We start from the raw sequence: 21,423 nt of genomic DNA on the forward strand, positions 1-21,423 counted from the left end.
AAAACTAGCCCGGCACGGGGGTTCCGACCGTGCCGGGTGCGCTGGCGGTGTCGGGCGGGTGGGTGGCGCGAACCGCTTCGATTTGACCTTTGACATAAAAGATAATGCCCAGCACAAGCAGGGTCGTCGTCGTGCTCTCGATGGCCACAGCCAGGGCCGCCACACCAAGCGACGTGCCGTTGAGGATGTCCAACGGGGCGTCAAACCACTGCTGCGCGAGGCCGGCCGTCAGTCTGGCCAGCGCCAGAAAGACAAGACCGGAAACGAGTGTTCCGAAGCAGAACTGGATGACCTGCCGCCAGTTCCCGGCAAACCGTCCGTCGAAGTCGCCATGGGTCACGGTGCCGGTATGGGGACGGAGAAGGTTGGAAACCACGCCGATGAGATTCCCCAGCGTCAGGGCAACTGTCAGATAGATGGCAAACCAAGTCAGCAGCGCCCCGACATCCACGGTGAACGTCCACCGGGGATGCGCAATGGCAAAGGCGGTCAGACACATGAAGAAGTAGGCAATTGCCCAGAAGCCGGTGAAAACCGAAAAACGCGCCACGATGTCGCCCAGTCTGGCCGTGGGCCGGGATGATGTCATAAGCCTTTACCTACATGCGAAGGATGGAAGCCGGGGGGACAAAGCGATTATGCGGGCTGACCGGCGCAGCCGAGCGTGATGCAGCATACGGCTGGGCGGCGACTGTCCCGGAGTGGCTTGTTTCCGGCCCGGCTTTCACACACAATAGGTCAGTACCCAAGTGCAGTTGACTTTGGATGCGCCGGGATGGTCTTCCCGGTCGAAAGAGGCGTCTATGAGCAACGGAACTGGCATGCTCGGCAGGCTTTTTGGCTCGAAACCGGAAGGCAACCGTGATGAGCGTGAACGTCGCCCTCATCATGAAGAACCGACGCACGAACCACCACGTCCACCGGAAGAGGACGCACCACCTCATCTGCGCAGCTTTGAGTCCATTTACCGCAGCGCGCGCGTCCCGGTCTCACCCTGTGGGGTCGAGGAACTGGAAAAGATGATTGCCAACCCAATCATCGCCAATGCGCCGCCGGAAACCCGGGTCATTGCCCTCAAGTTTGCGCTTGACCGCGAAGGGCACACCATCGAAGAGCCAAAGACCGATGCGGCCCGCAAGGTCAAGGCGCTCGATGCGTACCACGGAACGCTGCTCAACCGGGCGGACAGCCTCGAACGCCGGAATGCCGAGCGGTTCAAGGAAATGGAAGCGGAGCGGCTGGAATTCATCCGGCGGCAGGAAGAGGAAAAGGAACGCCTGGTTCAGGAAGCCCAGGAAGCCGAGCGTCAGGCGCGGGAGTTTGAGGCGCGGCTCAACGCCGAACGCCAGCGGCTGTCGGAACTGTTGCGGCCATTCGTTGGAGAACTGGATTTCAACGAAGCCGACCTGGACTCCGTCCTTTCCGATGTGACACCGGCGTCGGAACCGGGCAGTCCCACATCGGTCATGGTTGATCCGAGCGTCCGCTAAAAAAACCGGCTTCGGCACGCTGCCGCATCCCGGCGTGCCTCACCTATGTATGCCCTCTTGCGCGGCGCCGGCTGCCCATGGCGCGCCATTCGTCTGCTGGTTCGCCAACCGGTGCTCTGGCGCTACGTTGCCATTCCGGTTGGACTCAACCTTCTGGTGGGAGTCGTTTTGTACACAACGCTGTTGCTGGCCGGCTTTCACCTCATCGGTGTGCTTGTGGAAGGCTGGCCCCCGTGGATGGCCTGGCTGCTGCGCGGACTGCTGGTCATTGCGCTCTTTGTCGCGCTGGGCTACCTGCTCGTGCGCTTTGGTGTGGTGCTCGGAGCGCCGTTTTACAGCCGCCTGTCCGAATTGCTGGAAGAACGCCTGCGCGGAACAGCGCCGGCATCCCCACCCATCACCCTGACCGGCATTGCCCGTGATCTGGGGCGGGCGATGGCCTTTGAACTCAAAAAACTGCTGCTTGCGCTGGCCATCGGGCTGCCCATGCTCCTGCTCCACCTCATTCCGGGCGCCGGTTCGGTGCTGGCTCTTCTGGGCGGACTGGCGCTGGGCGCTACTCTGGCCTGCCTGGATTTTTTCGATCCGCCACTCGAACGGCGGGGGCTGTCCTTTCGGGCCAAGCTGGGCTTCATCCGTCGCCACCTTCCGGCGAGCGCCGGGTTTGGACTGGTCTGCCTGGGACTGGTCAGCCTTCCCCTGCTGAACCTTCTGACCGTGCCGGTCTGCATTGCGGCGGGAACGATCTTTTTCTGCGAGGCCACTGCCGAGCTGCCTGCCAAATGACGCGGGGATCACGAACGCAAATTTGTGCCGGTCGAAGGGTCTGCCTCCAAACTCCGGCAGGCTGCATTGCGGAGGTGGCATTACCCTGCTCTGAATAACCTTTACCGCCTCGACATTGTTCCTGGCCGAAGGCAAAATGGCTGTGCCAAAGGCAAAATAGCTAGCTGTCCGCACCGGACTTTTTTCCGAATCTTTCCCTGAACAGAAAGAGGCAATTTATGAGTGCGCTGGAACTGCTTGCCCCCCCAGGCCACATCACTGGCTCTCCCCAAAGCGCCGGTGCGCGTCATTGGCATTGATCTGGGCACGACCAACTCCACCCTGGCTGAGATTCTCTGGTCACCCGACACCAAAGAGGCCCTGCTTGCCCGCTGCCTCGAAGTCGAGCAACCGACCAGCACCGGGCCCTACATTCACGTCCTGGTGCCGTCCGTGGTGGCCATCCACGCCAACCACGTCCTCGTGGGCGAAGGGGCCAAACGGCTCCGGGCCAACACCTCACTGCGCAGAAACAGGGACATTTTCTACGAGTGCAAAAACGACATCGGCACCCGGCGTACCTACCACATGGCCCCGGAAGGGTTCCGCTCGGCGGCTGAAATTGGCGGGAAGGTTTTGGCTTTTCTCAAAGCGGCGGCTCAGGAAAGCAACCCCATCCCGCCCACACGCACGGTAGTGACCGTTCCGGCTTCGTTTCAGATAGCCCAGCGAAGAGATACGCTCCGCGCGGCTGAAATGGCTGGGCTGAAGATGGCCGGGGGCGACCTGCTCGATGAGCCGGTGGCCGCGTTTCTCGATTACCTGATCTCCCATCAGGCTGACTTTCTTAGGGCAACTACTGGCAACAGCAACCTGGTGGTTTTTGACTTCGGCGGTGGCACCTGCGATGTGGCCGTATTCCGCTTCAATCCCAAAGGGCCCTCCGGCGGCATGGAGATTTCACCGCTGTCGGTGTCGCGCTATCACCGGCTGGGGGGCGGCGACATTGACACGGCCATTGTGCACCAGGTTCTGATTCCACAACTCGTGAAGCAGGCTCGTCTGGCCGACACCGACCTGTCCTACGAAGACCGCAAGCTGCACATCGAACCTGCCCTGCTGAGCGTGGCGGAATCGCTCAAAATCGGTCTGTGCATGGAGATCAGTCGTCTTCAGGGTTTTGGCAAGTACCAGAGCGCCGCCAAAACAGACGTGGTCAAAACCCAGCCCGGCGTCTATCCCTGCCCCTGTCCCGGCCGCGACCTGAAGCTGGAATCACCACACCTGACCGCCGCGCAGTTTGAAACCGTCCTGGAGCCGTTTCTGGATACTGAACTGCTGTACGCGAAGGAAACGGAATACCAGTTGACCTGCTCGATTTTTGCGCCTCTTCAGGATGCCCTGGAACGCGCCGGGCTCAGGCCTTCGGAAGTCAACCTCTGTCTGCTGGTTGGCGGCAGCAGCCTCATTCCGCAGGTCAAAACCGCTGTGGCGGGGTACTTCCGGGCCGCCAGGGTGCTTACCTACGAAGACCGCGAATCGAACCAGGTCGCTGTGGCGCGTGGCGCGGCCTACCATGCGCTGGCGCTGGCGCTGTTCAACCGCAGCCTGATCCAGCCGGTGGCGCCGGATAGCATTGCCATCCGCACCACTTCGGGTCCCTTGACCATCGTGCCGCAGGGCGCACAGCTTCCCTTCCCGGACCCGGACAAGTTCGGCGAGCACCTTTCGCTGGCCGTGCCCAAAACTGCCATCGTCGGCGCGGTGACATTGCGCGTCGAGATTGTGGCAGGAGCGGAAGCGCGGCCCATCTTCATCGGGCAGTGGGAGATTCAAGGGCCGGTGAAAGCCGGTGAACCGCTGCGGCTCCGGTTTCACTATGACGAAAACCAGGTCCTGCACCTTGAACTCACACTGCGCGATCAGCCGGATGCCCGGCCCTTTGCCTGTACGATTGAGAACCCGCTGACCAATGTCGTCAATCCCCATCCCCCCATCCGCCAGCGCATTGACGAGACCGAAGAAGACCTCCGCACCGGCAAGATACCCGGGCACCGGGTGCCAGAAGTGCTGGTCAGCCTGGCCGACGACTACTACGAACTGGGGCAGATAGACAAATCCATCTTCTACCTCCAGCGGGCGCTCCAGCAGAAAGGGCGTCCTGATGCCGACATCCTGAACCAGCTTGGTATCTGCTACGGAGAAAAGGGCGACTGGGCACGCCAGGAAAAGGCGTACCGTGAAGCCTTTGCGGCCGAACCACACGACCCGGCGCCGCTGTTCAACCTGGCGCTGTCACAGTTCCGGCGCAAACAGTTCAGCCAGGCCGCAGACACCATCCAAACCGCACTGGAACATAATGGCAAAGGGCCGTACTTCGTTCTGGCGGCGCAAATCTACCAGAAGCTCAACCGCCATCAGGACGTCAGTTCAGCCCTGAAGGAAGCCTTCGAGCACTTTGACCCCGTGCCAACTCTGGACGACTGGGAACTGAACTGGTATGGCAAAGCGGCTCTGATGGCCGGCGACGAAGACCGTATCAGACAGGTCGGGAATGAGCAGATGCGGCGCAAACGGCGTCAGGCCACGCGCCAGAGCACCACTGAGGACGGTGACGAAGGAGACCTGCCGGAAATCCTGCCGACGCTACAGAAGCGATGAGTACCTGGTTATTGCCACGCAGCGAATTGACCTCCGAACAACTCCGGGCGGTTGAACTCAGTCCACTGTCCCATCAGGTCATTTTTGGTGCGCCCGGCTCAGGCAAAACGCAAATCCTGCTCCACCGGGCGGCGTTCCTGCGCAGCCACCTTGGCACAAAGCCCAACTGCTTCCGCATTTTCGTTTACACCAACGTCCTCAAGCACTACATCCGCTCGGCGCTTGCCCTGCTGAACCTGCCCGAGGATGCGGTCACGACATACGATGACTGGTGCCGGGTGTTTTACCGAAAAAACGCCGTAAAGCCCTGCACTTTAGGGCAGGGATAGAGGGAAAACTGCCAATTTGAGGGTGAGAAAGGAGTATCTGAACCACTGTGCATAATAATTGGCTAGTTATGCTATACTAGATAAGCACTAATTTTAGTAAAGAAATTGAGCCATGAGCCGCCGCTGTCAATTAACGGGTAAAACAGCCAACAATGCTGTAACTATCTCTTTTTCCCATAAGCGCAACAAGCGGTTGCAAGAAGTCAACTTGCAACAAAAACGCATTTGGTGGGCAGAGGGCAAGCGTTTTGTTACTCTCAAGCTCTCGACCAAAGCAATCAAAACCCTACAGTACAAAAGCCTCGACACCTCTGCCAAGGAGGCGGGCATCGATCTCCGCAAACTTTAGTTAGCATGAATGGCGGTTCTCTGGAGCGGTATGTCGGCAATACCCTTAAAGAACTCCGACAACGGCAGGGGCTAACTATTGCTGATGTGGCGGATCATGCAGGTATTTCGCGGGGCATGATCTCCAAAATTGAAAATGCCCAAACTGCCACTAGCCTAGAAACGCTGGAAAAGCTGGCGAAGGCGTTGGGGGTGTCTTTGGCGACTCTGTTCCGCGATTACGATGTGCCAGAGGGCGGGGCGCAGTTGGTGAAGCGTAATTGCGGTATGGAAGTGGTACGGCGGGGGACTAAGCGAGGTCATACCTACCATTTGTTAGCTTACGATCAAGGACCCGTCAAGCAGTTCGAGCCGTTTCTGATTACGATGGATGATGCTTCAGAAGTTTTTCCTATTTTTGAGCATGTGGGCACCGAATTTATTTATATGCTGTCAGGCAAAATGGAATATCGTCATGGGCAAAATAGCTACACTTTGTGTGAGGGAGATGCTCTAACTTTTAAGGGGCATATTCCCCATGGACCAAAAGCCCTAGTTGAATTGCCGATTCGCTTTTTGGCGATTATTTTTTATCCGCAAAACACAGCAGAATGAGCGATCGCCGTATTCCTCTGCATTTGCAAATTTCTCAGGTATTGCGTCAGCGGATCGAAACAGGAGTCTATGCCGTAGGCGAACAACTGCCCAGCGAACATCAGTTGATGGAGCAGTTTCAAGTCAGCCGCATTACTATCAGGCGCGCCATTCATAATCTGGTGCATCAGGGGTTGGCTAGTGCACAGCATGGTAGAGGTGTGTTTGTCAAAAATCAGTGCAAGTGGGTTTATTCCCTGTCTAGCCCGCTGATATTTTTCGAGGAGGATATGAAGCGCCAAGGGGTGCAGTCTGCCATTTGCCACCTAGAGTTTCAAGCGGTTAGTCCACCCCCTCGGGTGCAAGAGATTTTGGGCAGTGATTTAGCTTGTTTTCAAAGCAAAATTCTCCTTTTGGATGGAATTCCTGCAATCCTAGATAAGAGTTACATTCTTTTGGAATTGGGACGGCAGTTTGCTAATGAATTAAAAACTGCCATGACTTTCCCCACCCTAGAGCGCAACGGTATCCATATTTCCAAGATAGAGGCGAGTCTGGAGTGTACCCGGGCGGATCAGCAATTGAGTGAGCATTTGGCTGTGCCGCTGGGAGAACCTCTCTTAGTCTATTGCTACACTGCCTACGATCAGTATCAGCGATCGCTGGTCTATGGCTCTGCCCCATCTCGGGCAGATTTGCTCACCTATGCGGTAACTATTAATCGCTAGTCTTTCTGAGTAGCTGAAATCAAAATTAGGTATTGACACAGCGACCAAGATTTGCCAAAATATCAATCGCCATCAATATAGATACCTATCCATTTTAATTAGTAGTCCTCTACTGATTCTTTATGCGTATTTATGATTACAATTTGTCAGCTAAAGGTTTCGCCCCAGTCAATGTTTGCTGTAATGGCAAGTTTGTCTAACTTAGTTTTCTGGCGCGGATCAGCAGTTGTTGTGAAGCCACGAACTACCAAAGTTGTAACTGGTGGCAATTATTTAGGCTAAGTCATAGAGGCTGTTGCATGACTAAGACGGAAAAAATTAAGGCTGGCAGTCAATTGAGCTTCTTTGAGCGTTACCTTACGATTTGGGTATTGCTTTGCATTGTTGCTGGTATTGGGTTGGGGCGGTTGTTTCCCAATGTTGCCGCTACCTTGGATTCGTGGAGTGTTTATCAGGTTTCCATCCCCATCGCCATTTGTCTGTTTTTCATGATGTACCCCATCATGGTCAAAATTGATTTCACCCAAGCCACTAGAGCGGTACGCGCTCCTAAACCCGTGATTCTAACTTTAGTGGTGAATTGGCTAATCAAACCTTTTACGATGGTGGTCTTTGCCCAATTTTTCTTGGGGTGGCTATTTAAGCCGTTGATTGAGGGAGAGGAAATAATTAGGGGAGGTGTGATACCTCTGGCAAATTCCTATATTGCGGGGGCAATTCTCTTGGGGATCGCTCCCTGTACAGCGATGGTGCTGATGTGGGGCTATCTTTCCTATGGCAATCAGGGTCATACATTGGTGATGGTAGCGGTCAATTCCCTAGCTATGCTGTTTCTCTATGCGCCAATGGGACGCTGGCTGTTAGCGGTGAATAATTTGCCAGTTCCTTGGGAGACCATTGTTCTCTCTGTACTGGTGTATGTGGGTTTACCGCTGGTGGCGGGGATTTATTCGCGCTGGTGGATTTTGCGCTACAAGGGCAAGGAGTGGTTTGAGCGACAGTTTCTGAAATACTTAAGCCCAGTGGCGATCGCCGCATTACTGATCACCCTAATTCTCTTGTTTGCTTTCAATGGAGAATTGATTGTTAATCGCCCCTTGGATATTTTGCTGATTGCCGTACCCCTATTTTTGCAAACTAACTTTATCTTTTTGCTGACCTATGTGGCAGGGTTAAAGTTACAGCTTTCCTATGAGGATGCGGCTCCCGCCGCTCTAATTGGGGCAAGTAATCACTTTGAAGTGGCGATCGCGACAGCGGTAGTGTTATTTGGCTTAAATTCTGGGGCGGCACTGGCAACGGTAGTGGGGGTGCTAATCGAGGTGCCCGTAATGTTGATGTTGGTGGAGATTTGCAAGCTGACGGCAGGCTGGTTTCCCCGTGAGCCAGAAAAGGCTACCTTGCTTGATCCCCGCTGTATCAGCCCGTATGAATAATTTACCGAAAAAACGCCTTATATCCCTGCCCTTAAGGGCAGGGATATAAGGCGCACACTGTTTTATCAAGCCAAACCTGTGATAAAATAGCAGTATGAGAGTAATGGAAGCCAAGCTACTCAACGGGACAGCAGAGCAGTATCAGGCTCTGGATGAAGCCATCCGTACCGCACAGTTTGTCAGAAACAAATGTGTGCGGTACTGGATGGACAACAAGAGCGTAAACAAAGCTGTTCTCTATGCCCACTGCAAAGACCTGGCCAAAGAGTTTGACTTTGCCAGGAAGTTAAACTCAGCGGCAAGGCAGGCAAGTGCAGAGCGAGCCTGGGCTTCCATTTCTCGGTTCTATACCAACTGCAGAAACAAGGCGGTCAAGAAAGGGTATCCCAAGTTCAAGAAGCATTGCCGTTCTGTGGAATACAAGGTATCTGGCTGGAAGCTGTCAGGAGATGGAATGTCTATCACCTTCACTGATGGCTTCAATGCTGGTGCTTTTGCTCTGTACTGCAATGGTGAGGCAAGACACCATATCCTAAACTCCAAAATCAATCGGGTGCGGGTGATACGCAGGGCAGATGGGTACTATGCTCAGTTCTGCCTGGATGTGGAGCGCAAAGAGCAGGGAGCATACACAGGCAATGTGATTGGCATTGACTTGGGCTTGAAGGCTTTCTACACCGACCAGAACGGCAACCCTGTAGAGTATCCTAAGTTTTTGAGGCGTAGTGAAAGGAGGTTAAAGCAACACCAGCGCAGATTAAGTCGGAAGTTCAAGAAGAGGGCAAAATCCCAATCCAAGAACTACCACAAGCAAAGAAAGCGACTGGGCAAAGTGCATCTGAAAGTCCAACGCCAGCGTAAAGACTGGGCAATTAAGCAGGCACGGTGCGTGGTGGCATCTCACGATGTCGTGGCGTATGAAGACTTGCAGGTGAAGAATCTAGTCAAGAATCGTCATCTTGCCAAATCCATTCATGATGCTGGCTGGTCTCAATTCACCCAGTGGCTGGACTACTACGGCAAGGTGTGGGACAAGGCAGTAGTCAGCGTACCGCCGCAGTACACCACACAGGACTGTAGTAACTGTGGGCATTATGGTAGTAAAAACCCTATCCACCAGAACCCATAGTTGTCCTCAATGTGGATTTGAATCAGACAGAGACCAGAATGCGGCTTTGAACATCCTCAAGAAGGGACTAAGCATCTTGGGAATGGAGTGGCAAAACAGTACCTTTGGGCAAAAGGGAACTGCCTCGAAAGAGGGAACGCTTGGGGAGAGATGCACCGCTGCTTTAGAGGGGCAACCTGATGAAGTAAGTGCGCTCGCAGAACCAAGAACAAGAATCCCCTGCCTTTAGGCAGGGGAGTATGTCAACTCAGCACGAACGAGGGCAATGAGCTGCCGCTGCTGCAAGCCCTCGACCCGCTCGTTGCCGAGCGGGTGCTGACCATCCAATCGGCCCGCGCTGCTACTCCGCCTGTCACACCTCCAACCACTGGACCATCAACCACTGCAACATCAACCACATCCGGTCTTGACTTCCTCTGACGGCAGCCGGCGGCGGTGTTTTCCACAGGCCGGTGTGGGAAGCCTTCAGCACCGGGGTTGACAGGCTGGCCCGCAGCCGAGGGGACGGAGGCCCATGAAATTCGGGCTGGCGGTGGTGCCGATCAAGCCCACTGCCAGCCCGTGCATCTGTGGTTTCTATGCTTTTGGTCTTCGTGGCGGTTGCGCGTGCAACCAGCAGCCCGTCAGTTCCTCAGTTCCGGTGTGCAATTTTGCGCATGATCCGGCGGTAACGATTCGGGGTGCAGTTGAGGCCCTTCTGACTGCACCAATAAGCTACTTTCTGGGCCAGTTCATAGGTCTCCCAATACTCGTCCTTCGTAAGTCCCTCTGTATAGTAGTCATCCCAGGCAAAGGGATCGTCATCAACCTGAATCAGGTCTTCATTGCTCCTTCCGCTGATCCACCAGCCGACCCGGGCCGGGGTACCGGTTGAAAGCAACGCCGTCGTCACAACAAGCCGCCCACCACACTTTTTGCTGCTAATGACTCTGAGTTTCATGCATCCTCTCCGCTGGAAGTAGTCGCTGCCCAAGGCAGCAGTCAATTATACGCTTTCACATCCCGGCAGATTCCATTTTTTTTCGGAAAGCGCGCATGTTCAGCCCCCCGATCCCTTCCAGCCCCCGCAGCCTCCAGCCGCCTGGGACCACCCACACCGCTGATTCATTTGTGCTTCCGGCCGGCAGGCCAACTGGCTACCATGCCCCGCGCGTGACAAACACCTGAAAGGAATGTTGGATTGTTGCCATGAAAACCATTCGTATCGCTTGCGGGCAGGGCTTCTGGGGTGACTGGCTGGAAGCGCCGGTGCGGCTCATCGAAGGCGGCCCCGTGGACTACCTCGTGCTCGACTATCTGGCCGAAGTCACCATGTCCATCATGCAGAAGCAGAAGTCCCGGAATCCGAAGGCCGGATTCGCCACTGACTTCGTGGCCCTGATGGACCGCATCCTGCCGCAGGTTCTGGCAAAAAACGTGCGCGTCATTGCCAACGCCGGGGGCGTCAACCCCCAAGCCTGTGCCGAAGCTGTGCGGATGGTCGCGGCCAGGCATGGACTGGCCGACCAACTGCGGATTGGCATCGTCGCCGGAGACGACATTTTGGGACGCCTCGACGAACTCATGGCGGCCGGTCACACCTTTGAAAATCTCGATACCGGCGAGCCGCTGGCCACCGTCCGCGCACATCTCCAGAGCGCCAACGTCTATTTCGGTGCCCAGCCCATTGCCGAGGCCCTCCGCCGGGGGGCCCAGGTCATCATCACCGGACGCTGCACTGACACTGGACTGGCGCTTGCCCCCTGCATTCACGAGTTTGGATGGGCAGCCGATGACTGGCATCGGCTCGCCGCCGGCACGGTTGCCGGACACATCATCGAGTGTGGAGCGCAGTGCACTGGCGGCAACTGCCTTGTGGACTGGGAGACGACCCCGGACTACGCCAACATCGGCTTTCCCATCATCGAGATGCACGAAGACGGGACGTTTGTCGTCACCAAACACCCCAACACCGGCGGGCGCGTCACCGTGGCCACGGTCAAGGAACAGCTTGTCTATGAAATGGGCGATCCGACGACCTACATCACGCCGGATTGCATTGCCGACTTCACGACGATCCAGCTTGCCCAGGAAGACACCGATCGCGTCCGGGTCTGGGGCATTCAGGGCCGGCCGGCTACGGAGTTTTACAAGGTCTCGGCCAGTTACTTTGCCGGATACAAGGCCGTGGGCAGCCTCATCTACGCCTGGCCGGATGCCTACGCCAAAGCCCGCCGGGCCGATGCCATGCTGCGCCAACGGCTGCACGACCTGGGACTGCACTTTGACGAAATCTGGACGGAGTATGTGGGCGCTGGCGCGTGCCACGGTCTGCAACTGGCCGGAGAGCCATCCCGCGACCTGCCGGAAGTCGTCCTGCGGGTGGCTGTCCGCTCCTCTGACCAGGCCAGCGTCGAGCGGTTCACCAAAGAGCTGGCCCCGCTGGCCCTCAACGGGCCGCCGACCGTCACGGGCTTTGGCTCCGGGCGGCCAAAAGTCGAGGAAGTCGTCGCCTACTTCCCGACGCTGATTCCCAAAGCCGTCGTCACACCGGATGTTCAGCTTCTGGCCAACGGGTGATGTTCCCGTGCGGCGCCTGGCGCCTGATCGTCGGATGCCGCCCCGCCGGTTATCTTGTCCACTTCGGGCATTACGGAAATCTTCGGGAATTTTTCCGAACCTTGGGAACCCGTCTGTCGTTATAGAAGGCGTCGAAAGACAATGGTATGGAATGAACTGGAAGGTTCGACCATACCGCCACCTTCGGAAAGTTTTTACAGGAGTTCCTATGCGTTTCTTCGGAAAGACATTCATCCTTGGTCTCACCCTGACGGCCCTGCTTGGCGTTTCCGCTCTGGCAGGCGAAGTGACCAAAACCCTGACGCTCAACCGGGATGTATCGGTCAACGGCACCGTCGTGAAAAAGGGCACCTACAAGGTGAAGATCAACAAGGAAACTGGCGAAATGACGATCCTCAACGGCAGGGAAGTCATTGCCAGGACAACAGTTAGCCTTACCACCGATGAGCGTAAGGCAAACGGTGATGAAATTGCGCTCACCCAGAATGGTGACACCAACGTGCTCAAGAGCATCAAGTTCGATGGCTCACGTGAGCGCTTCAGCGTGACGAGCGCCCAGGCAGCTCCCAATCAATAAGCCTGGGTACAACACGAAGTCTCTTCTGCTCAACAAAAAGTTAAAACGCCCGGAATACCGGGCGTTTTTTTTCTTCTTTGTGAGGGAAGCTTGGTCCGGCTGTAACATTTTTCTTGCCAGGATATATACTCAGTCTTTCCATTTTTTGGAAGCGATTGCACAGGCTATTTTGGCAGCAGTTTGGGCATTTTGCTTCAACAGTTTGACATTGGCATCCAGGCTTCTGCCATCCGTCAATGAACTCACCTGCGCCAGCAGGTAGGGTGTGACGGACGCCCCCCGGATGCCCAGGGCTTCAGCGCGTGACAGGGCCGCCTCGATGGCGACCTCGACACCGGGGACTTCCTCCGGCGGCGGCTGCACCACAACAACGCCCCCTCCCCCCCAAGTGCGCTCCACCTGCCACATGCGCGCCAGGTCATCCAGACATTCAAAAGTAAAGCCCAGCCGCCGCCCGCTGCGCACCGTGTAGAAGGCCGGAAATTCCGCACACTGCCACCCCACAACCGGCACACCATGGGTTTCCAGCCACTCCAGGGTGGCCGGTATGTCCAAAATGGCTTTGGCTCCGGCGCAGACCACCAGCACCGGATACCGGGCGAGGGCGGTCAGGTCGCCGCTGATGTCCCAGCTCTGGGCAGCACCGCGATGAACCCCGCCAATCCCGCCGGTGGCCATGACCTCGATGCCGGCCAGGGCAGCCACCCGTGCGGTTGCCCCGACGGTCGTAGCCCCGTCCCAGCCCAAAGCCACGGCCGCCGCCAGATCACGCGCCCCCAGCTTGGCCACCGTTTGTTTATTGGGCGATACATCTCCCTCAGCAGAGGGCGTATCACAACACGCAGATTCACCAAATTGCATTATCAGACACTTGTCCATCCCCACCACCACCCGCCCCCCGACTACGCCCACTGTCGCCGGGACAGCTCCACCAGCGCGCACTTCGGCCTCCATCGCCAAAGCCGTCTCCACATTTACCGGATAGGGCAGCCCGTGGGCAATGACGGTGCTCTCCAACGCCACCACCGGCTGCCCCTGTGCCAGCGCCGTCGCCACTTCCGCCGAAAGCTCAATCCCTTCCGCGTTCATCCGGCCCCTCCGGGTCTATCTGGCTTCCCCGGCGGCCGCCCGCCGGATGGCCTGTCCCGGACGCGCACCGGTCAGCTTGCCATCCTGCAGAACGGCCACTCCACGAACAAACACCGCCTGAATCCCGGTTGGAAAGTGATGGGGATCGTCATAAGTGGCGTTATCCTGAATCGTCCGGTCATCAAACAGCACCAGATCGGCAATGAAACCTTCCTGAATCAGACCCCGCCGCCCCAGCCGGAACGTCTGCGCCGGCAGGCTCGTCATCTTGCGTACGGCGTCTTCCAGACGGAGTACCCCCAACTCCCGCACAAACCGCCCCAGCACCCGCGCATTGTTGCCATAGCCACGCGGATGCGGTACGCCAAGGCCCAGTTTGCGCACGCCGGCATCAGACGCCACCATCGTGAACGGCTCGCGCATGATGGTGGCCACATCATCTTCCCGCATGGTGTGGTAGATCATCCCGGCCCCGCCCTGCTCATACATCACCAGGATTTGCTCGGTCTGGGCATCCAGGTCATCCGTGCCCCGGGCCAGGCGCGTCACTTCCACGAGATTTTTGCCGTTGTAGTCCACATTTGCGCCGTAAAACGCCACCACGGCATAGCTGAAATCCTCGCGGGTCTTGGCCTTCAGGTTGGCTTTGAGTTCCTCTTTGACCTGCGCCCGGAGCGTGGCATCCGCAAGGCGACGGAGCGCCTCTTCGCGCCCACCGGCCAGCACCCAGTCCGGCAGCAGGCTCTCCAGTGAAGTCGAAGACGCTGTGTAAGCGTACTGATCCACTGTCACTTCCAGCCCCCGGGCGCGTGCTGCCCGGATCAGTTCCAGTGCGCGGTCAGCCTGCCCCCACAGCCGGGGCGTGGCCACCTTGAGGTGGGAGATGTCCACCGGCAGACCGGCCTGCTCACCAATGGTGATGGCTTCCGCAATGGCTTCCAGCACACCATTGCCTTCATTGCGCATGTGGGTTACGTACAACCCGCCAGCCGCCGCGACCACTTCCGCCAGCGCGACGATTTCATCCGTTTTGGCGAAACTCCCCGGAACGTAGATCAGTCCCGTGGAAAGCCCCACTGCGCCATCGTCCATGGCCTTGGCCACGAGACGTTTCATTTCATCCAGTTCTTCGGAGGTCGGCTCGCGGTTGGCATAGTTCATCACGGCCGCCCGGACTGAACCGTGCGCAATGAGCGTTGCCAGGTTGACCGTCAACGGTGTTTCTTTGTAGCCCCCCAGAAATGCTCCGACATCCGTCACCGAACTCCCACAGTTTCCGGTCACAAGCGTCGTCACGCCCATGCGGATGAAGTTTTCGGCTTCCGGGTAGCGGAAGATGTCTTCCACGTGGGCATGGACATCAATAAAGCCCGGCGCAAGGATGTGTCCCTTGGCATCCACTACTGTCGTGGCCCGGCCGGTCGGCTTGCGCCCCACGCGCACGATGTAACCATCTTTGATGGCCACCTCGGCCCGAAACCAGGGATTGCCCGTGCCGTCCACAACGCGGGCGTTCGTGATAAGCACATCGTAGGTTTCAAACGACGTGGGCACTGGCGTTTTTTCAGGGGCTTTTTCAGGGGCCGTTTCCGCGGTTTTTTGCGCCACAGCCCAGTGGCTGGCTACAAACCACCAGATAACCAGCCACCACAGGCGTCGTTGCGACCAGATCATGTATCCAGCTCAATGGGAAGTTTCCGAATCCGCTTCCCGGTCAGAGCGAACAGGGCACTACAAACGGCTGGGGCCACGGGCGGCAGCGCCGGTTCGCCGGCACCTGACGGAGACTCGCTGCTGGGAATGAGATGGACTTCGACGCGGGGCATTTCGGCCATCCGCAACAGCGGATAATCATTGAAATTGGACTGCACGACCCGTCCCTGCTCGACCGTGATCGCGCCGTACAGCGCCGCACTCAGGGCAAAGGCGATACTACCCTCGATCTGCGCCTCGACCTGGCTTGGGTTGACCACCGTACCGACATCCATGGCACAGACAATCCGGTGAACACGCGGCAGGTCATCCTCAACGGACACTTCCGCAACCTGGGCGCAAAACGCGCCGAAGGAAAAATGGGACGCCACGCCACGGGCGCGCCCCTTGGGCAACGGTTGTCCCCACCCGGCCGCCTTTGCCGCCACCTCCAGTACCCGCTTCAGGCGCGGTGCTTTCCCCAGCCGCGCCAGCCGAAACTCGACCGGATCGGCTTTGGCAGCATGGGCCAACTCATCCATCCACGATTCCTGCACAAAGGCATTCTGCGAATCGAACACCGCGCGCCAGAACCCAATCGGCACGGCGGTGTTGGCGCGGACATACTCCGCCCGAAAATTCGGCAGTTCGTAGGCTGTTGTGGTGATACCGGCCATGGCCCCCGGATCGACGCCTTTGCCCCCGTCCGGCTGGCGTTGCCCCCGAATGGATGGGGCCACCAACCGGTGCAGTACGGCCACCGGCTGTCCGTCCCCAGCCAAGCCGGCTTTGACCACGTGCAGGCTGGCCGGGCGATACCAGCCGTGCTGCATGTCTTCCTCGCGCGTCCACGTCACCTGCACCGGGACACCGTTGAGCCGCCTGGCGACTTCAACGGCATCCGCCGCATAGTCGGCTTCAATCCGCCGCCCGAAACCGCCGCCGAGCAGGGTGACGTGAATTTTGATGCGCCCGGCATCCAGCCCGGTAATGCGTCGGGCTTCATCCATAACAAAGTTCGGGAACTGCGTTGGGGCCCAGATTTCACAACCTTCGGCGCTGACCCGCGCCGTACAGTTTTGCGGCTCAAGGGTGGCATGGTGCAGGTACGGCACTTCATAAACGGCTTCAAGCTGTTTTGCGGCTGAAGCAAATGCCTTGTCGAAGTCTCCGTCCTGCCGGGCGACATCCCCCGGCGACGTGGATTTCTCAATGAACATGGCGCGAATGTCCGCACTGGACAACTTCGCATGGGGGCCGTCGTCCCAGGTGATGCGGAGTTTTTTCGCGCCTTCAAAAGCCGCCCAGGTGTTGGTGGCCACAACGGCCACCCCCCGGTCCGTCACAAAGACCTGTTCAACGCCCGGCACCCGTTTGGCTTCAGTGTCCTCGACCTGCCTGACCTTGCCGCCAAAAACCGGGGGATGCACCATCGTGGCAAAACGCATCCCCGGCAGGCGCACATCCATGCCATAGACGGCCTTGCCGGTGACAATGTCCGGGTTGTCGTAGCGCGGCACACGCCGCCCGATGAGCTTGAAATCCTTGGGGTCTTTGAGTTTGACCGCCTTGGGATCAGGAACGGGAAGGTTGGCGGCATCGGCGACGAGTTCGCCGTAACCGAGCTTTTTCGTCGCATCCGAAGGATGCAACACAAAGCCAGCTTCTGTCCGGCAGGCGTCGGCCGGGACATTCCAGCGGCGGGCCGCCGCCTCGACCAGCATGGCGCGCGCGGTGGCACCGGTCCGCCGCAGCGGTTCCCAGGCCCCCCGCAGACTGCCGCTGCCGCCGGTGCCCTGAAATCCATAGCGCGATGGGTCAAACGATGCCGTCTCCACGGCAACCTGCTTCCAGTCCGCATCCAGTTCTTCGGCTACCAGCATGGGCAGGCTGGTACGTACGCCCTGCCCCATTTCGGTCTTGTTGACAGTGATGAGAACGCGCCCATCAGGGCGAATGGTCACGAAGGCATTGGGAGCGAGCACCGGGGCGGTGGAATCCGCCGCCGCCCGCACCCCGTTCGACTCGACGTGGCAGCCAAGTGTCAGGGCCACCCCGGTCAGCGTCGCCCCGGCCAGAAACTCGCGTCGGGAAAGGTTGACAATCAGCGTCATGACCGTTTTTCCCCTTTCTGCAACGTGGTGGCGCGCTGTACGGCGGCCCGGATACGCTGGTACGTCCCACACCGGCAGAGGTTTCCGGCCATGGCGTTGGCAATGTCTTCTTCGGTAGGCTTGGGCTTGGCCGCCAGCAGCGCCGCCGCGGCCATGACCTGTCCGGGCTGGCAGTAGCCGCACTGGGCGACATCTTCGAGCTTCCACGCCTGCTGGACGGGGTGCATTCCATCCGGCGACAGCCCCTCGATGGTTGTAACGCGCTTGCCTTCAACCCGTGACAGCGGCAGCGTGCACGACCGCACGGCAACACCGTCCAGGTGGACGGTACAGGCTCCGCAGAGACCAGCGCCGCAGCCATATTTCGTTCCGGTCAGCCCAAGAACGTCGCGCAGCACCCACAGCAGGGGCATTTCGGGCGGCGCGTCACAGGTTTGTTTCGTGCCATTGATCGTCACCGTGGTCGGCATACCCAGTACCTCAATCTCTGATGCAGTCAGGTCAGGCGCGCGTCGCAACGCATCCCAACGTCGGCTTTTACGCCACCGAATCCGAAAAAACAACGCGAAATGTCACAGGGCAAAGTTCAGGAAAGACAATTCACCGCATCCGAAAAGTGTGCTAAGTAACCATGCGCAGCCTGCGCTCACGACCGCTGTCCTCAAGCCAGCCTCAGCCCTCAACAGTCATTCCTGGAATCTGTCTATGTCAGAGCAATCTGTTCCGCCATCTTCCCGCAGGCCACCGGTTCAGACCCCACCCGGACCGTCCCAGTCCCCTTATTTCGCAAATCCCGGTCCCTCATCCGAGCCAGCCGGAGCGTCGTCTGGCGAACAGTTTTCCGGGCCGGGGGGCGTGGGGCGCATCAACTATGCGGCACCGGGTCAGATAGCCAGTCCCTACGCGGCCGGGTACGCCAGCGCATCCAAGCCGTGGTGGCAGAAGGTTTCACGTCGGGGCTGGATCATCGGCGGGGCAGCGGCTGGCGCAGTGACCATTGGCGGCATTGCGGCCCTTGTCGCCGTGTTCGGCGAGGAGGAAATTGACACGGATTCGCTCGAACTTCAGAAAAAGAGCGGCTGGAACATCGGTTCGGAAAACCGTCCGCTGACCTTCAGCGTTCCGACAACGCAACTTGACTCCCGAAACAGTCAGGACTGGCAGAAGTATCTCGACCAGAACGCCATGCTGGCGGCGTTCGAGCCACGCGGCAAATGGCAGCCGTACTTCGTGCCGACCCTCATCCAGTCCCTTCAGGCGGAGTCGCTCAGAAACCAGCTCAAGCCCATCTTTGGCCCAAGCATGGACGCCAGCTACGGGCGCGGACAGGCGCTGGCCGAAGACATCCTCGCCAATGCCGCCAATCCCGGCGAAACGGCGATTATCGTGGACCTCATCGGGCGCGACAGTGTTGCCTACGGGGCCGGACTGGCCTCCCACGGACGCCTGATTACGACGTTTGATAACTATCCGCATCCACTTGGGGTTGTCCCGTCGCATGAAACTCTGGCGGCGATGCTCTACTACGCCGACGAAATTGCCGCCAAACAGGCGACGCTCCCGGAACATGCTCCGCCGGTCTTTCTGCTCGATGCCTACCGGATCAACGATTACAAGGATACTGACAACCAGTTCGACAACCGCTACCTGGCCAAGGTTCCGCCGGCGGCCAAACTCACGGAAGCCGGGATCAAGCACATCATCTACGTGACGCCGGACAGTTCCCGGAAGGTGGAGATGGACGACCTCAACGAGGATTTCGTGGACTACAAAAACGCCGGCATCAGTGTCGCCATCCTGCCAGCCAGTGAGTTCACGCCTGACCCGAACCAAAGCGTGGGCACCAGCAGTCGTCCCCGGTACTACTACGGGGGACACCCAATGGGGAGCGTGTGGTTCTTCTATGCCTACCCCTACTATGCTCCCTCGCCGGTCTATGTCAGCCGCACGCCCTACTACCGCACGGTCTCTCCGGCGACGAACCCGATGGCCTCGCGTGTGCCAAGCTACACGCCGGCTCCGCGGCAGACCATGTTTTCGTCCTCACGGATGGGGGGCGCGCGGGGCGTCGGACGCAGCAAACCAAGCGGGTTTGGACGCAGTACGGTGCGGGTGGGCTCCGGCGGACGGATTACCGGCACCCGCGCCGGTCGCTCCGGCTCGTTTGGGCGTGGCGGCTTCGGCTTCGGATAACACACGGGCTGTTTTTCCAAAGACATTCTGACTTGGGGCAGGTCGACCGGATGAGCACACCAACCGACGGGCTTTTTCTCCAGAGTGACGGGAAGCACGGTATCTGTGTGGATGCGACCGGTGCGCCGGGGATGCTGGCGCCGGCACTCTCGGACCTGCTGGCCGCGCTACGCGAAGCAGACGAAGACCTCCCCGATTGCCTGCGCCAGATTGGACAGGACTGGGGCGAACGGATGGTTGTGCACTTTCCGGCGCTCCTGGCCGAGCGTACCGGACAGACGCTGCCACTGGCACAGTCGCCCGTTCAGCCCTTTCTTGGGCTGTGCGGCGACTACCTGCAGGCGCATGGATTTGGGCGATGCGACTTCGTCGCGCAGGAACCGACCCTGGCCATCCACATTCAGGATGGGCAACCCGATGCCCTCCCGCTTCTGGCAGGCTTTTTTGAAGCCCTCATCTCCACGGTTGCCGACCTGCCGGTGCAGTGCCGGCCGGTCACGGAAAACGGTCATCATCTGCGCCTGGATGTCTTCCAGCCGGCCGATGCCACTGAAAACTGATCTGTTGACCGTGGGTGTTTCTGCCTTGATACTACCCGGCATGGTGCGTGTGTCCCGTTCCCGTTGGTCAGTTCTGGTAACGATGGTGGTGCTGTCGGCGCTGTGCGTGACACCACTGGCCTGTGTGCTGAACTGCCTGCTGGGTGGCTGCATGCATGCGGCTCAGGTGCAAGCCCAGCCGGCAACGGCCCACATTGCCCTGCCCGTCGGCGGCACCGTTGCCACGACGACGCCAGCCACACCGGACACCCTCACCCCCACGCCAGCCGTACCTCGGTCAAAACACCACTGCTGTGCGGTCAAAAAGCAGGAGCGGCTCCCGCAGCCGGGGGTTGAAGCCCCGGCGACGCCAGCCACACCGGCACCAGCCACACCGGCATCAGTCGCATTGGCAGCGAAAGCCATTTCCGGGCAGCCAACGCTTCGTCTGGAAACAAGCGGACTGACGGCCGGAAGCACGGCGGCCCTTGTTGGTGCTGACGATGCACGTTGTGGCTGCCACCCTGCCGAAACGCCAGACCGGTTCACGGTGGCGTCGCTCTTTACTTTTGAGGCGCCGCTGGCCGCAACGACCTGCCTGCCGGTTCGCCTTCCCGTTGTCCGGCGTCCCACGGCTCTCCAGCCGCCGGTGGTCGTGGCGTACCAGCCTTCCCGCCGGGACACCTATCTCAGGTGCTGTGTCTTCAGGATTTAGTCTTCGGAAGTGGATTGTCCTTCGCTTTGACGGCTTATGCGCTCCATGCTGAGCGCCTGGACTTCACACCTTCGTTGACACAAAAAGGAGACACATCATGTTGAAAGTTATCGTTCCAGCCCTGTTCCTCATGACCACGTTCTTCGGCGGTGACCTGGCCACGGCCAAGACCCCGAAGGCCACGAAGAAAGCCCCGGCCGCCTGCTGCGCCACCAAGAAGAAAGAAACGGCTTCCTGCTGTGCCAAGCCCAACTGCTGCGCCGATCAGGCCTGCGGCATGGGTGCGGACTGCTGTGCGCCCGGCAGCGACTGCTGCGTGGATGGGCAGTGCACCGCTGGCAAGAAGGCCAAGAAGACAGCCCGCTGAACCGGCCGGCATCCGCAACCGAGCCTTTCGTGTTCACCTCTTTTCCACGCGCGGGGGCGCTCCCCCGCGCGTTTTGTCTTGTTGCACACCGCCTGTTCGGGCCAACAAGCCGGAAAGCG

General features: G+C 58.8%; 22 protein-coding genes. 16 read left to right on the forward strand and 6 right to left on the reverse strand.

Annotated features, from left to right (window positions below; translation table 11 throughout):
- Positions 1-4: 4 nt before the first annotated feature.
- Positions 5-589, reverse strand: a complete 585-nt coding sequence (locus tag J8C05_RS12835; RefSeq protein WP_211423910.1) for a hypothetical protein — start codon at positions 587-589, stop codon at positions 5-7.
- Between the two features lie 214 nt (positions 590-803).
- Between J8C05_RS12835 and J8C05_RS12840 the strand changes: the two genes are divergently transcribed.
- The 10 genes from J8C05_RS12840 to J8C05_RS15795 all read left to right on the forward strand — a co-directional run bounded on the left by J8C05_RS12840 (position 804) and on the right by J8C05_RS15795 (position 9,688).
- Positions 804-1,490, forward strand: a complete 687-nt coding sequence (locus J8C05_RS12840) for a hypothetical protein (RefSeq protein ID WP_211423911.1) — start codon at positions 804-806, stop codon at positions 1,488-1,490.
- 45 nt (positions 1,491-1,535) lie between these two features.
- Entirely contained in the window at positions 1,536-2,276 is a 741-nt protein-coding gene (locus J8C05_RS12845) for an EI24 domain-containing protein (protein WP_211423912.1), read from the forward strand.
- 222 nt (positions 2,277-2,498) lie between these two features.
- Positions 2,499-4,916, forward strand: coding sequence for an Hsp70 family protein (locus tag J8C05_RS12850; protein ID WP_211423913.1), 2,418 nt, complete (start codon positions 2,499-2,501; stop codon positions 4,914-4,916).
- On the forward strand, positions 4,913-5,245 hold the full coding sequence (locus J8C05_RS12855) for a UvrD-helicase domain-containing protein (protein WP_211423914.1): 333 nt from the start codon (positions 4,913-4,915) through the stop codon (positions 5,243-5,245). The genes J8C05_RS12850 and J8C05_RS12855 overlap by 4 nt, the downstream gene beginning before the upstream one ends.
- 112 nt (positions 5,246-5,357) lie before the next feature.
- Positions 5,358-5,594 (forward strand): 50S ribosomal protein L28, encoded by a 237-nt coding sequence (gene rpmB / locus J8C05_RS12860; RefSeq protein WP_211423915.1) that lies wholly within the window; start codon positions 5,358-5,360, stop codon positions 5,592-5,594.
- A gap of 5 nt (positions 5,595-5,599) precedes the next feature.
- Positions 5,600-6,187: a helix-turn-helix domain-containing protein gene (locus tag J8C05_RS12865; RefSeq protein WP_211423916.1), complete on the forward strand. Its 588-nt coding sequence runs from the start codon at positions 5,600-5,602 to the stop codon at positions 6,185-6,187.
- Entirely contained in the window at positions 6,184-6,894 is a 711-nt protein-coding gene (locus tag J8C05_RS12870; RefSeq protein ID WP_211423917.1) for a GntR family transcriptional regulator, read from the forward strand. The genes J8C05_RS12865 and J8C05_RS12870 overlap by 4 nt, the downstream gene beginning before the upstream one ends.
- A gap of 299 nt (positions 6,895-7,193) precedes the next feature.
- A complete protein-coding gene (gene arsB / locus J8C05_RS12875; RefSeq protein WP_211423918.1) occupies positions 7,194-8,330 on the forward strand; it encodes an ACR3 family arsenite efflux transporter in 1,137 nt (378 codons plus the stop codon).
- Between the two features lie 103 nt (positions 8,331-8,433).
- The gene (locus tag J8C05_RS12880) at positions 8,434-9,459 is read left to right on the forward strand and encodes an RNA-guided endonuclease InsQ/TnpB family protein (RefSeq protein WP_459543865.1); all 1,026 of its coding nucleotides are present in this window, start codon (positions 8,434-8,436) and stop codon (positions 9,457-9,459) included.
- Complete coding sequence (locus J8C05_RS15795) at positions 9,425-9,688, forward strand: zinc ribbon domain-containing protein (protein WP_459543866.1); 264 nt, start codon at positions 9,425-9,427, stop codon at positions 9,686-9,688. Before J8C05_RS12880 ends, J8C05_RS15795 begins: the two co-directional genes overlap by 35 nt.
- Positions 9,689-10,090: 402 nt before the next feature.
- Here the strand turns inward: J8C05_RS15795 and J8C05_RS12885 are convergent, their stop codons facing one another.
- Positions 10,091-10,399, reverse strand: coding sequence for a hypothetical protein (locus tag J8C05_RS12885; RefSeq protein ID WP_211423919.1), 309 nt, complete (start codon positions 10,397-10,399; stop codon positions 10,091-10,093).
- Between the two features lie 248 nt (positions 10,400-10,647).
- Here J8C05_RS12885 and J8C05_RS12890 point away from each other — a divergent pair, with 248 nt between their 5' ends.
- Both J8C05_RS12890 and J8C05_RS12895 read left to right on the forward strand, forming a co-directional pair.
- Entirely contained in the window at positions 10,648-12,018 is a 1,371-nt protein-coding gene (locus J8C05_RS12890; RefSeq protein ID WP_211423920.1) for an acyclic terpene utilization AtuA family protein, read from the forward strand.
- Between the two features lie 208 nt (positions 12,019-12,226).
- On the forward strand, positions 12,227-12,595 hold the full coding sequence (locus tag J8C05_RS12895; RefSeq protein ID WP_211423921.1) for a hypothetical protein: 369 nt from the start codon (positions 12,227-12,229) through the stop codon (positions 12,593-12,595).
- 129 nt (positions 12,596-12,724) lie between these two features.
- Here J8C05_RS12895 and J8C05_RS12900 read toward each other — a convergent pair whose 3' ends face one another.
- The 4 genes from J8C05_RS12900 to J8C05_RS12915 are packed head-to-tail and all read right to left on the reverse strand — an operon-like array spanning position 12,725 to position 17,960.
- The gene (locus J8C05_RS12900; RefSeq protein ID WP_211423922.1) at positions 12,725-13,684 is read right to left on the reverse strand and encodes a pseudouridine-5'-phosphate glycosidase; all 960 of its coding nucleotides are present in this window, start codon (positions 13,682-13,684) and stop codon (positions 12,725-12,727) included.
- 15 nt (positions 13,685-13,699) lie between these two features.
- Complete coding sequence (locus J8C05_RS12905) at positions 13,700-15,358, reverse strand: N-acyl-D-amino-acid deacylase family protein (protein WP_211423923.1); 1,659 nt, start codon at positions 15,356-15,358, stop codon at positions 13,700-13,702.
- On the reverse strand, positions 15,355-17,490 hold the full coding sequence (locus J8C05_RS12910; protein WP_211423924.1) for a xanthine dehydrogenase family protein molybdopterin-binding subunit: 2,136 nt from the start codon (positions 17,488-17,490) through the stop codon (positions 15,355-15,357). Before J8C05_RS12910 ends, J8C05_RS12905 begins: the two co-directional genes overlap by 4 nt.
- Positions 17,487-17,960 (reverse strand): (2Fe-2S)-binding protein, encoded by a 474-nt coding sequence (locus J8C05_RS12915; protein WP_211423925.1) that lies wholly within the window; start codon positions 17,958-17,960, stop codon positions 17,487-17,489. Before J8C05_RS12915 ends, J8C05_RS12910 begins: the two co-directional genes overlap by 4 nt.
- Positions 17,961-18,345: 385 nt before the next feature.
- Here J8C05_RS12915 and J8C05_RS12920 point away from each other — a divergent pair, with 385 nt between their 5' ends.
- The 4 genes from J8C05_RS12920 (at position 18,346) to J8C05_RS12935 (ending at position 21,304) form a co-directional block, all read left to right on the forward strand.
- On the forward strand, positions 18,346-19,683 hold the full coding sequence (locus tag J8C05_RS12920) for a hypothetical protein (RefSeq protein WP_211423926.1): 1,338 nt from the start codon (positions 18,346-18,348) through the stop codon (positions 19,681-19,683).
- A gap of 50 nt (positions 19,684-19,733) precedes the next feature.
- Positions 19,734-20,243: a hypothetical protein gene (locus J8C05_RS12925; protein WP_211423927.1), complete on the forward strand. Its 510-nt coding sequence runs from the start codon at positions 19,734-19,736 to the stop codon at positions 20,241-20,243.
- On the forward strand, positions 20,227-20,937 hold the full coding sequence (locus J8C05_RS12930) for a hypothetical protein (protein ID WP_211423928.1): 711 nt from the start codon (positions 20,227-20,229) through the stop codon (positions 20,935-20,937). Before J8C05_RS12925 ends, J8C05_RS12930 begins: the two co-directional genes overlap by 17 nt.
- A gap of 97 nt (positions 20,938-21,034) precedes the next feature.
- Positions 21,035-21,304: a hypothetical protein gene (locus J8C05_RS12935; RefSeq protein WP_211423929.1), complete on the forward strand. Its 270-nt coding sequence runs from the start codon at positions 21,035-21,037 to the stop codon at positions 21,302-21,304.
- The last annotated feature ends 119 nt before the right edge of the window (positions 21,305-21,423 follow it).

The sequence above is a fragment of the Chloracidobacterium sp. N genome (genome assembly GCF_018304765.1).
Taxonomy (GTDB): domain Bacteria; phylum Acidobacteriota; class Blastocatellia; order Chloracidobacteriales; family Chloracidobacteriaceae; genus Chloracidobacterium; species Chloracidobacterium aggregatum.

What these genes read in the sequence shown, in the direction of transcription:
- J8C05_RS12835 (WP_211423910.1), bottom strand. Translation starts at nt 589, where the DNA reads ATGACATCATCCCGGCCCACGGCCAGACTGGGCGACATCGTGGCGCGT.
- J8C05_RS12840 (WP_211423911.1), top strand. Translation starts at nt 804, where the DNA reads ATGAGCAACGGAACTGGCATGCTCGGCAGGCTTTTTGGCTCGAAACCG.
- J8C05_RS12845 (WP_211423912.1), top strand. Translation starts at nt 1,536, where the DNA reads ATGTATGCCCTCTTGCGCGGCGCCGGCTGCCCATGGCGCGCCATTCGT.
- J8C05_RS12855 (WP_211423914.1), top strand. Translation starts at nt 4,913, where the DNA reads ATGAGTACCTGGTTATTGCCACGCAGCGAATTGACCTCCGAACAACTC.
- rpmB (WP_211423915.1), top strand. Translation starts at nt 5,358, where the DNA reads ATGAGCCGCCGCTGTCAATTAACGGGTAAAACAGCCAACAATGCTGTA.
- J8C05_RS12865 (WP_211423916.1), top strand. Translation starts at nt 5,600, where the DNA reads ATGAATGGCGGTTCTCTGGAGCGGTATGTCGGCAATACCCTTAAAGAA.
- J8C05_RS12870 (WP_211423917.1), top strand. Translation starts at nt 6,184, where the DNA reads ATGAGCGATCGCCGTATTCCTCTGCATTTGCAAATTTCTCAGGTATTG.
- arsB (WP_211423918.1), top strand. Translation starts at nt 7,194, where the DNA reads ATGACTAAGACGGAAAAAATTAAGGCTGGCAGTCAATTGAGCTTCTTT.
- J8C05_RS12880 (WP_459543865.1), top strand. Translation starts at nt 8,434, where the DNA reads ATGGAAGCCAAGCTACTCAACGGGACAGCAGAGCAGTATCAGGCTCTG.
- J8C05_RS15795 (WP_459543866.1), top strand. Translation starts at nt 9,425, where the DNA reads ATGGTAGTAAAAACCCTATCCACCAGAACCCATAGTTGTCCTCAATGT.
- J8C05_RS12885 (WP_211423919.1), bottom strand. Translation starts at nt 10,399, where the DNA reads ATGAAACTCAGAGTCATTAGCAGCAAAAAGTGTGGTGGGCGGCTTGTT.
- J8C05_RS12890 (WP_211423920.1), top strand. Translation starts at nt 10,648, where the DNA reads ATGAAAACCATTCGTATCGCTTGCGGGCAGGGCTTCTGGGGTGACTGG.
- J8C05_RS12895 (WP_211423921.1), top strand. Translation starts at nt 12,227, where the DNA reads ATGCGTTTCTTCGGAAAGACATTCATCCTTGGTCTCACCCTGACGGCC.
- J8C05_RS12900 (WP_211423922.1), bottom strand. Translation starts at nt 13,684, where the DNA reads ATGAACGCGGAAGGGATTGAGCTTTCGGCGGAAGTGGCGACGGCGCTG.
- J8C05_RS12905 (WP_211423923.1), bottom strand. Translation starts at nt 15,358, where the DNA reads ATGATCTGGTCGCAACGACGCCTGTGGTGGCTGGTTATCTGGTGGTTT.
- J8C05_RS12910 (WP_211423924.1), bottom strand. Translation starts at nt 17,490, where the DNA reads ATGACGCTGATTGTCAACCTTTCCCGACGCGAGTTTCTGGCCGGGGCG.
- J8C05_RS12915 (WP_211423925.1), bottom strand. Translation starts at nt 17,960, where the DNA reads ATGCCGACCACGGTGACGATCAATGGCACGAAACAAACCTGTGACGCG.
- J8C05_RS12925 (WP_211423927.1), top strand. Translation starts at nt 19,734, where the DNA reads ATGAGCACACCAACCGACGGGCTTTTTCTCCAGAGTGACGGGAAGCAC.
- J8C05_RS12930 (WP_211423928.1), top strand. Translation starts at nt 20,227, where the DNA reads ATGCCACTGAAAACTGATCTGTTGACCGTGGGTGTTTCTGCCTTGATA.
- J8C05_RS12935 (WP_211423929.1), top strand. Translation starts at nt 21,035, where the DNA reads ATGTTGAAAGTTATCGTTCCAGCCCTGTTCCTCATGACCACGTTCTTC.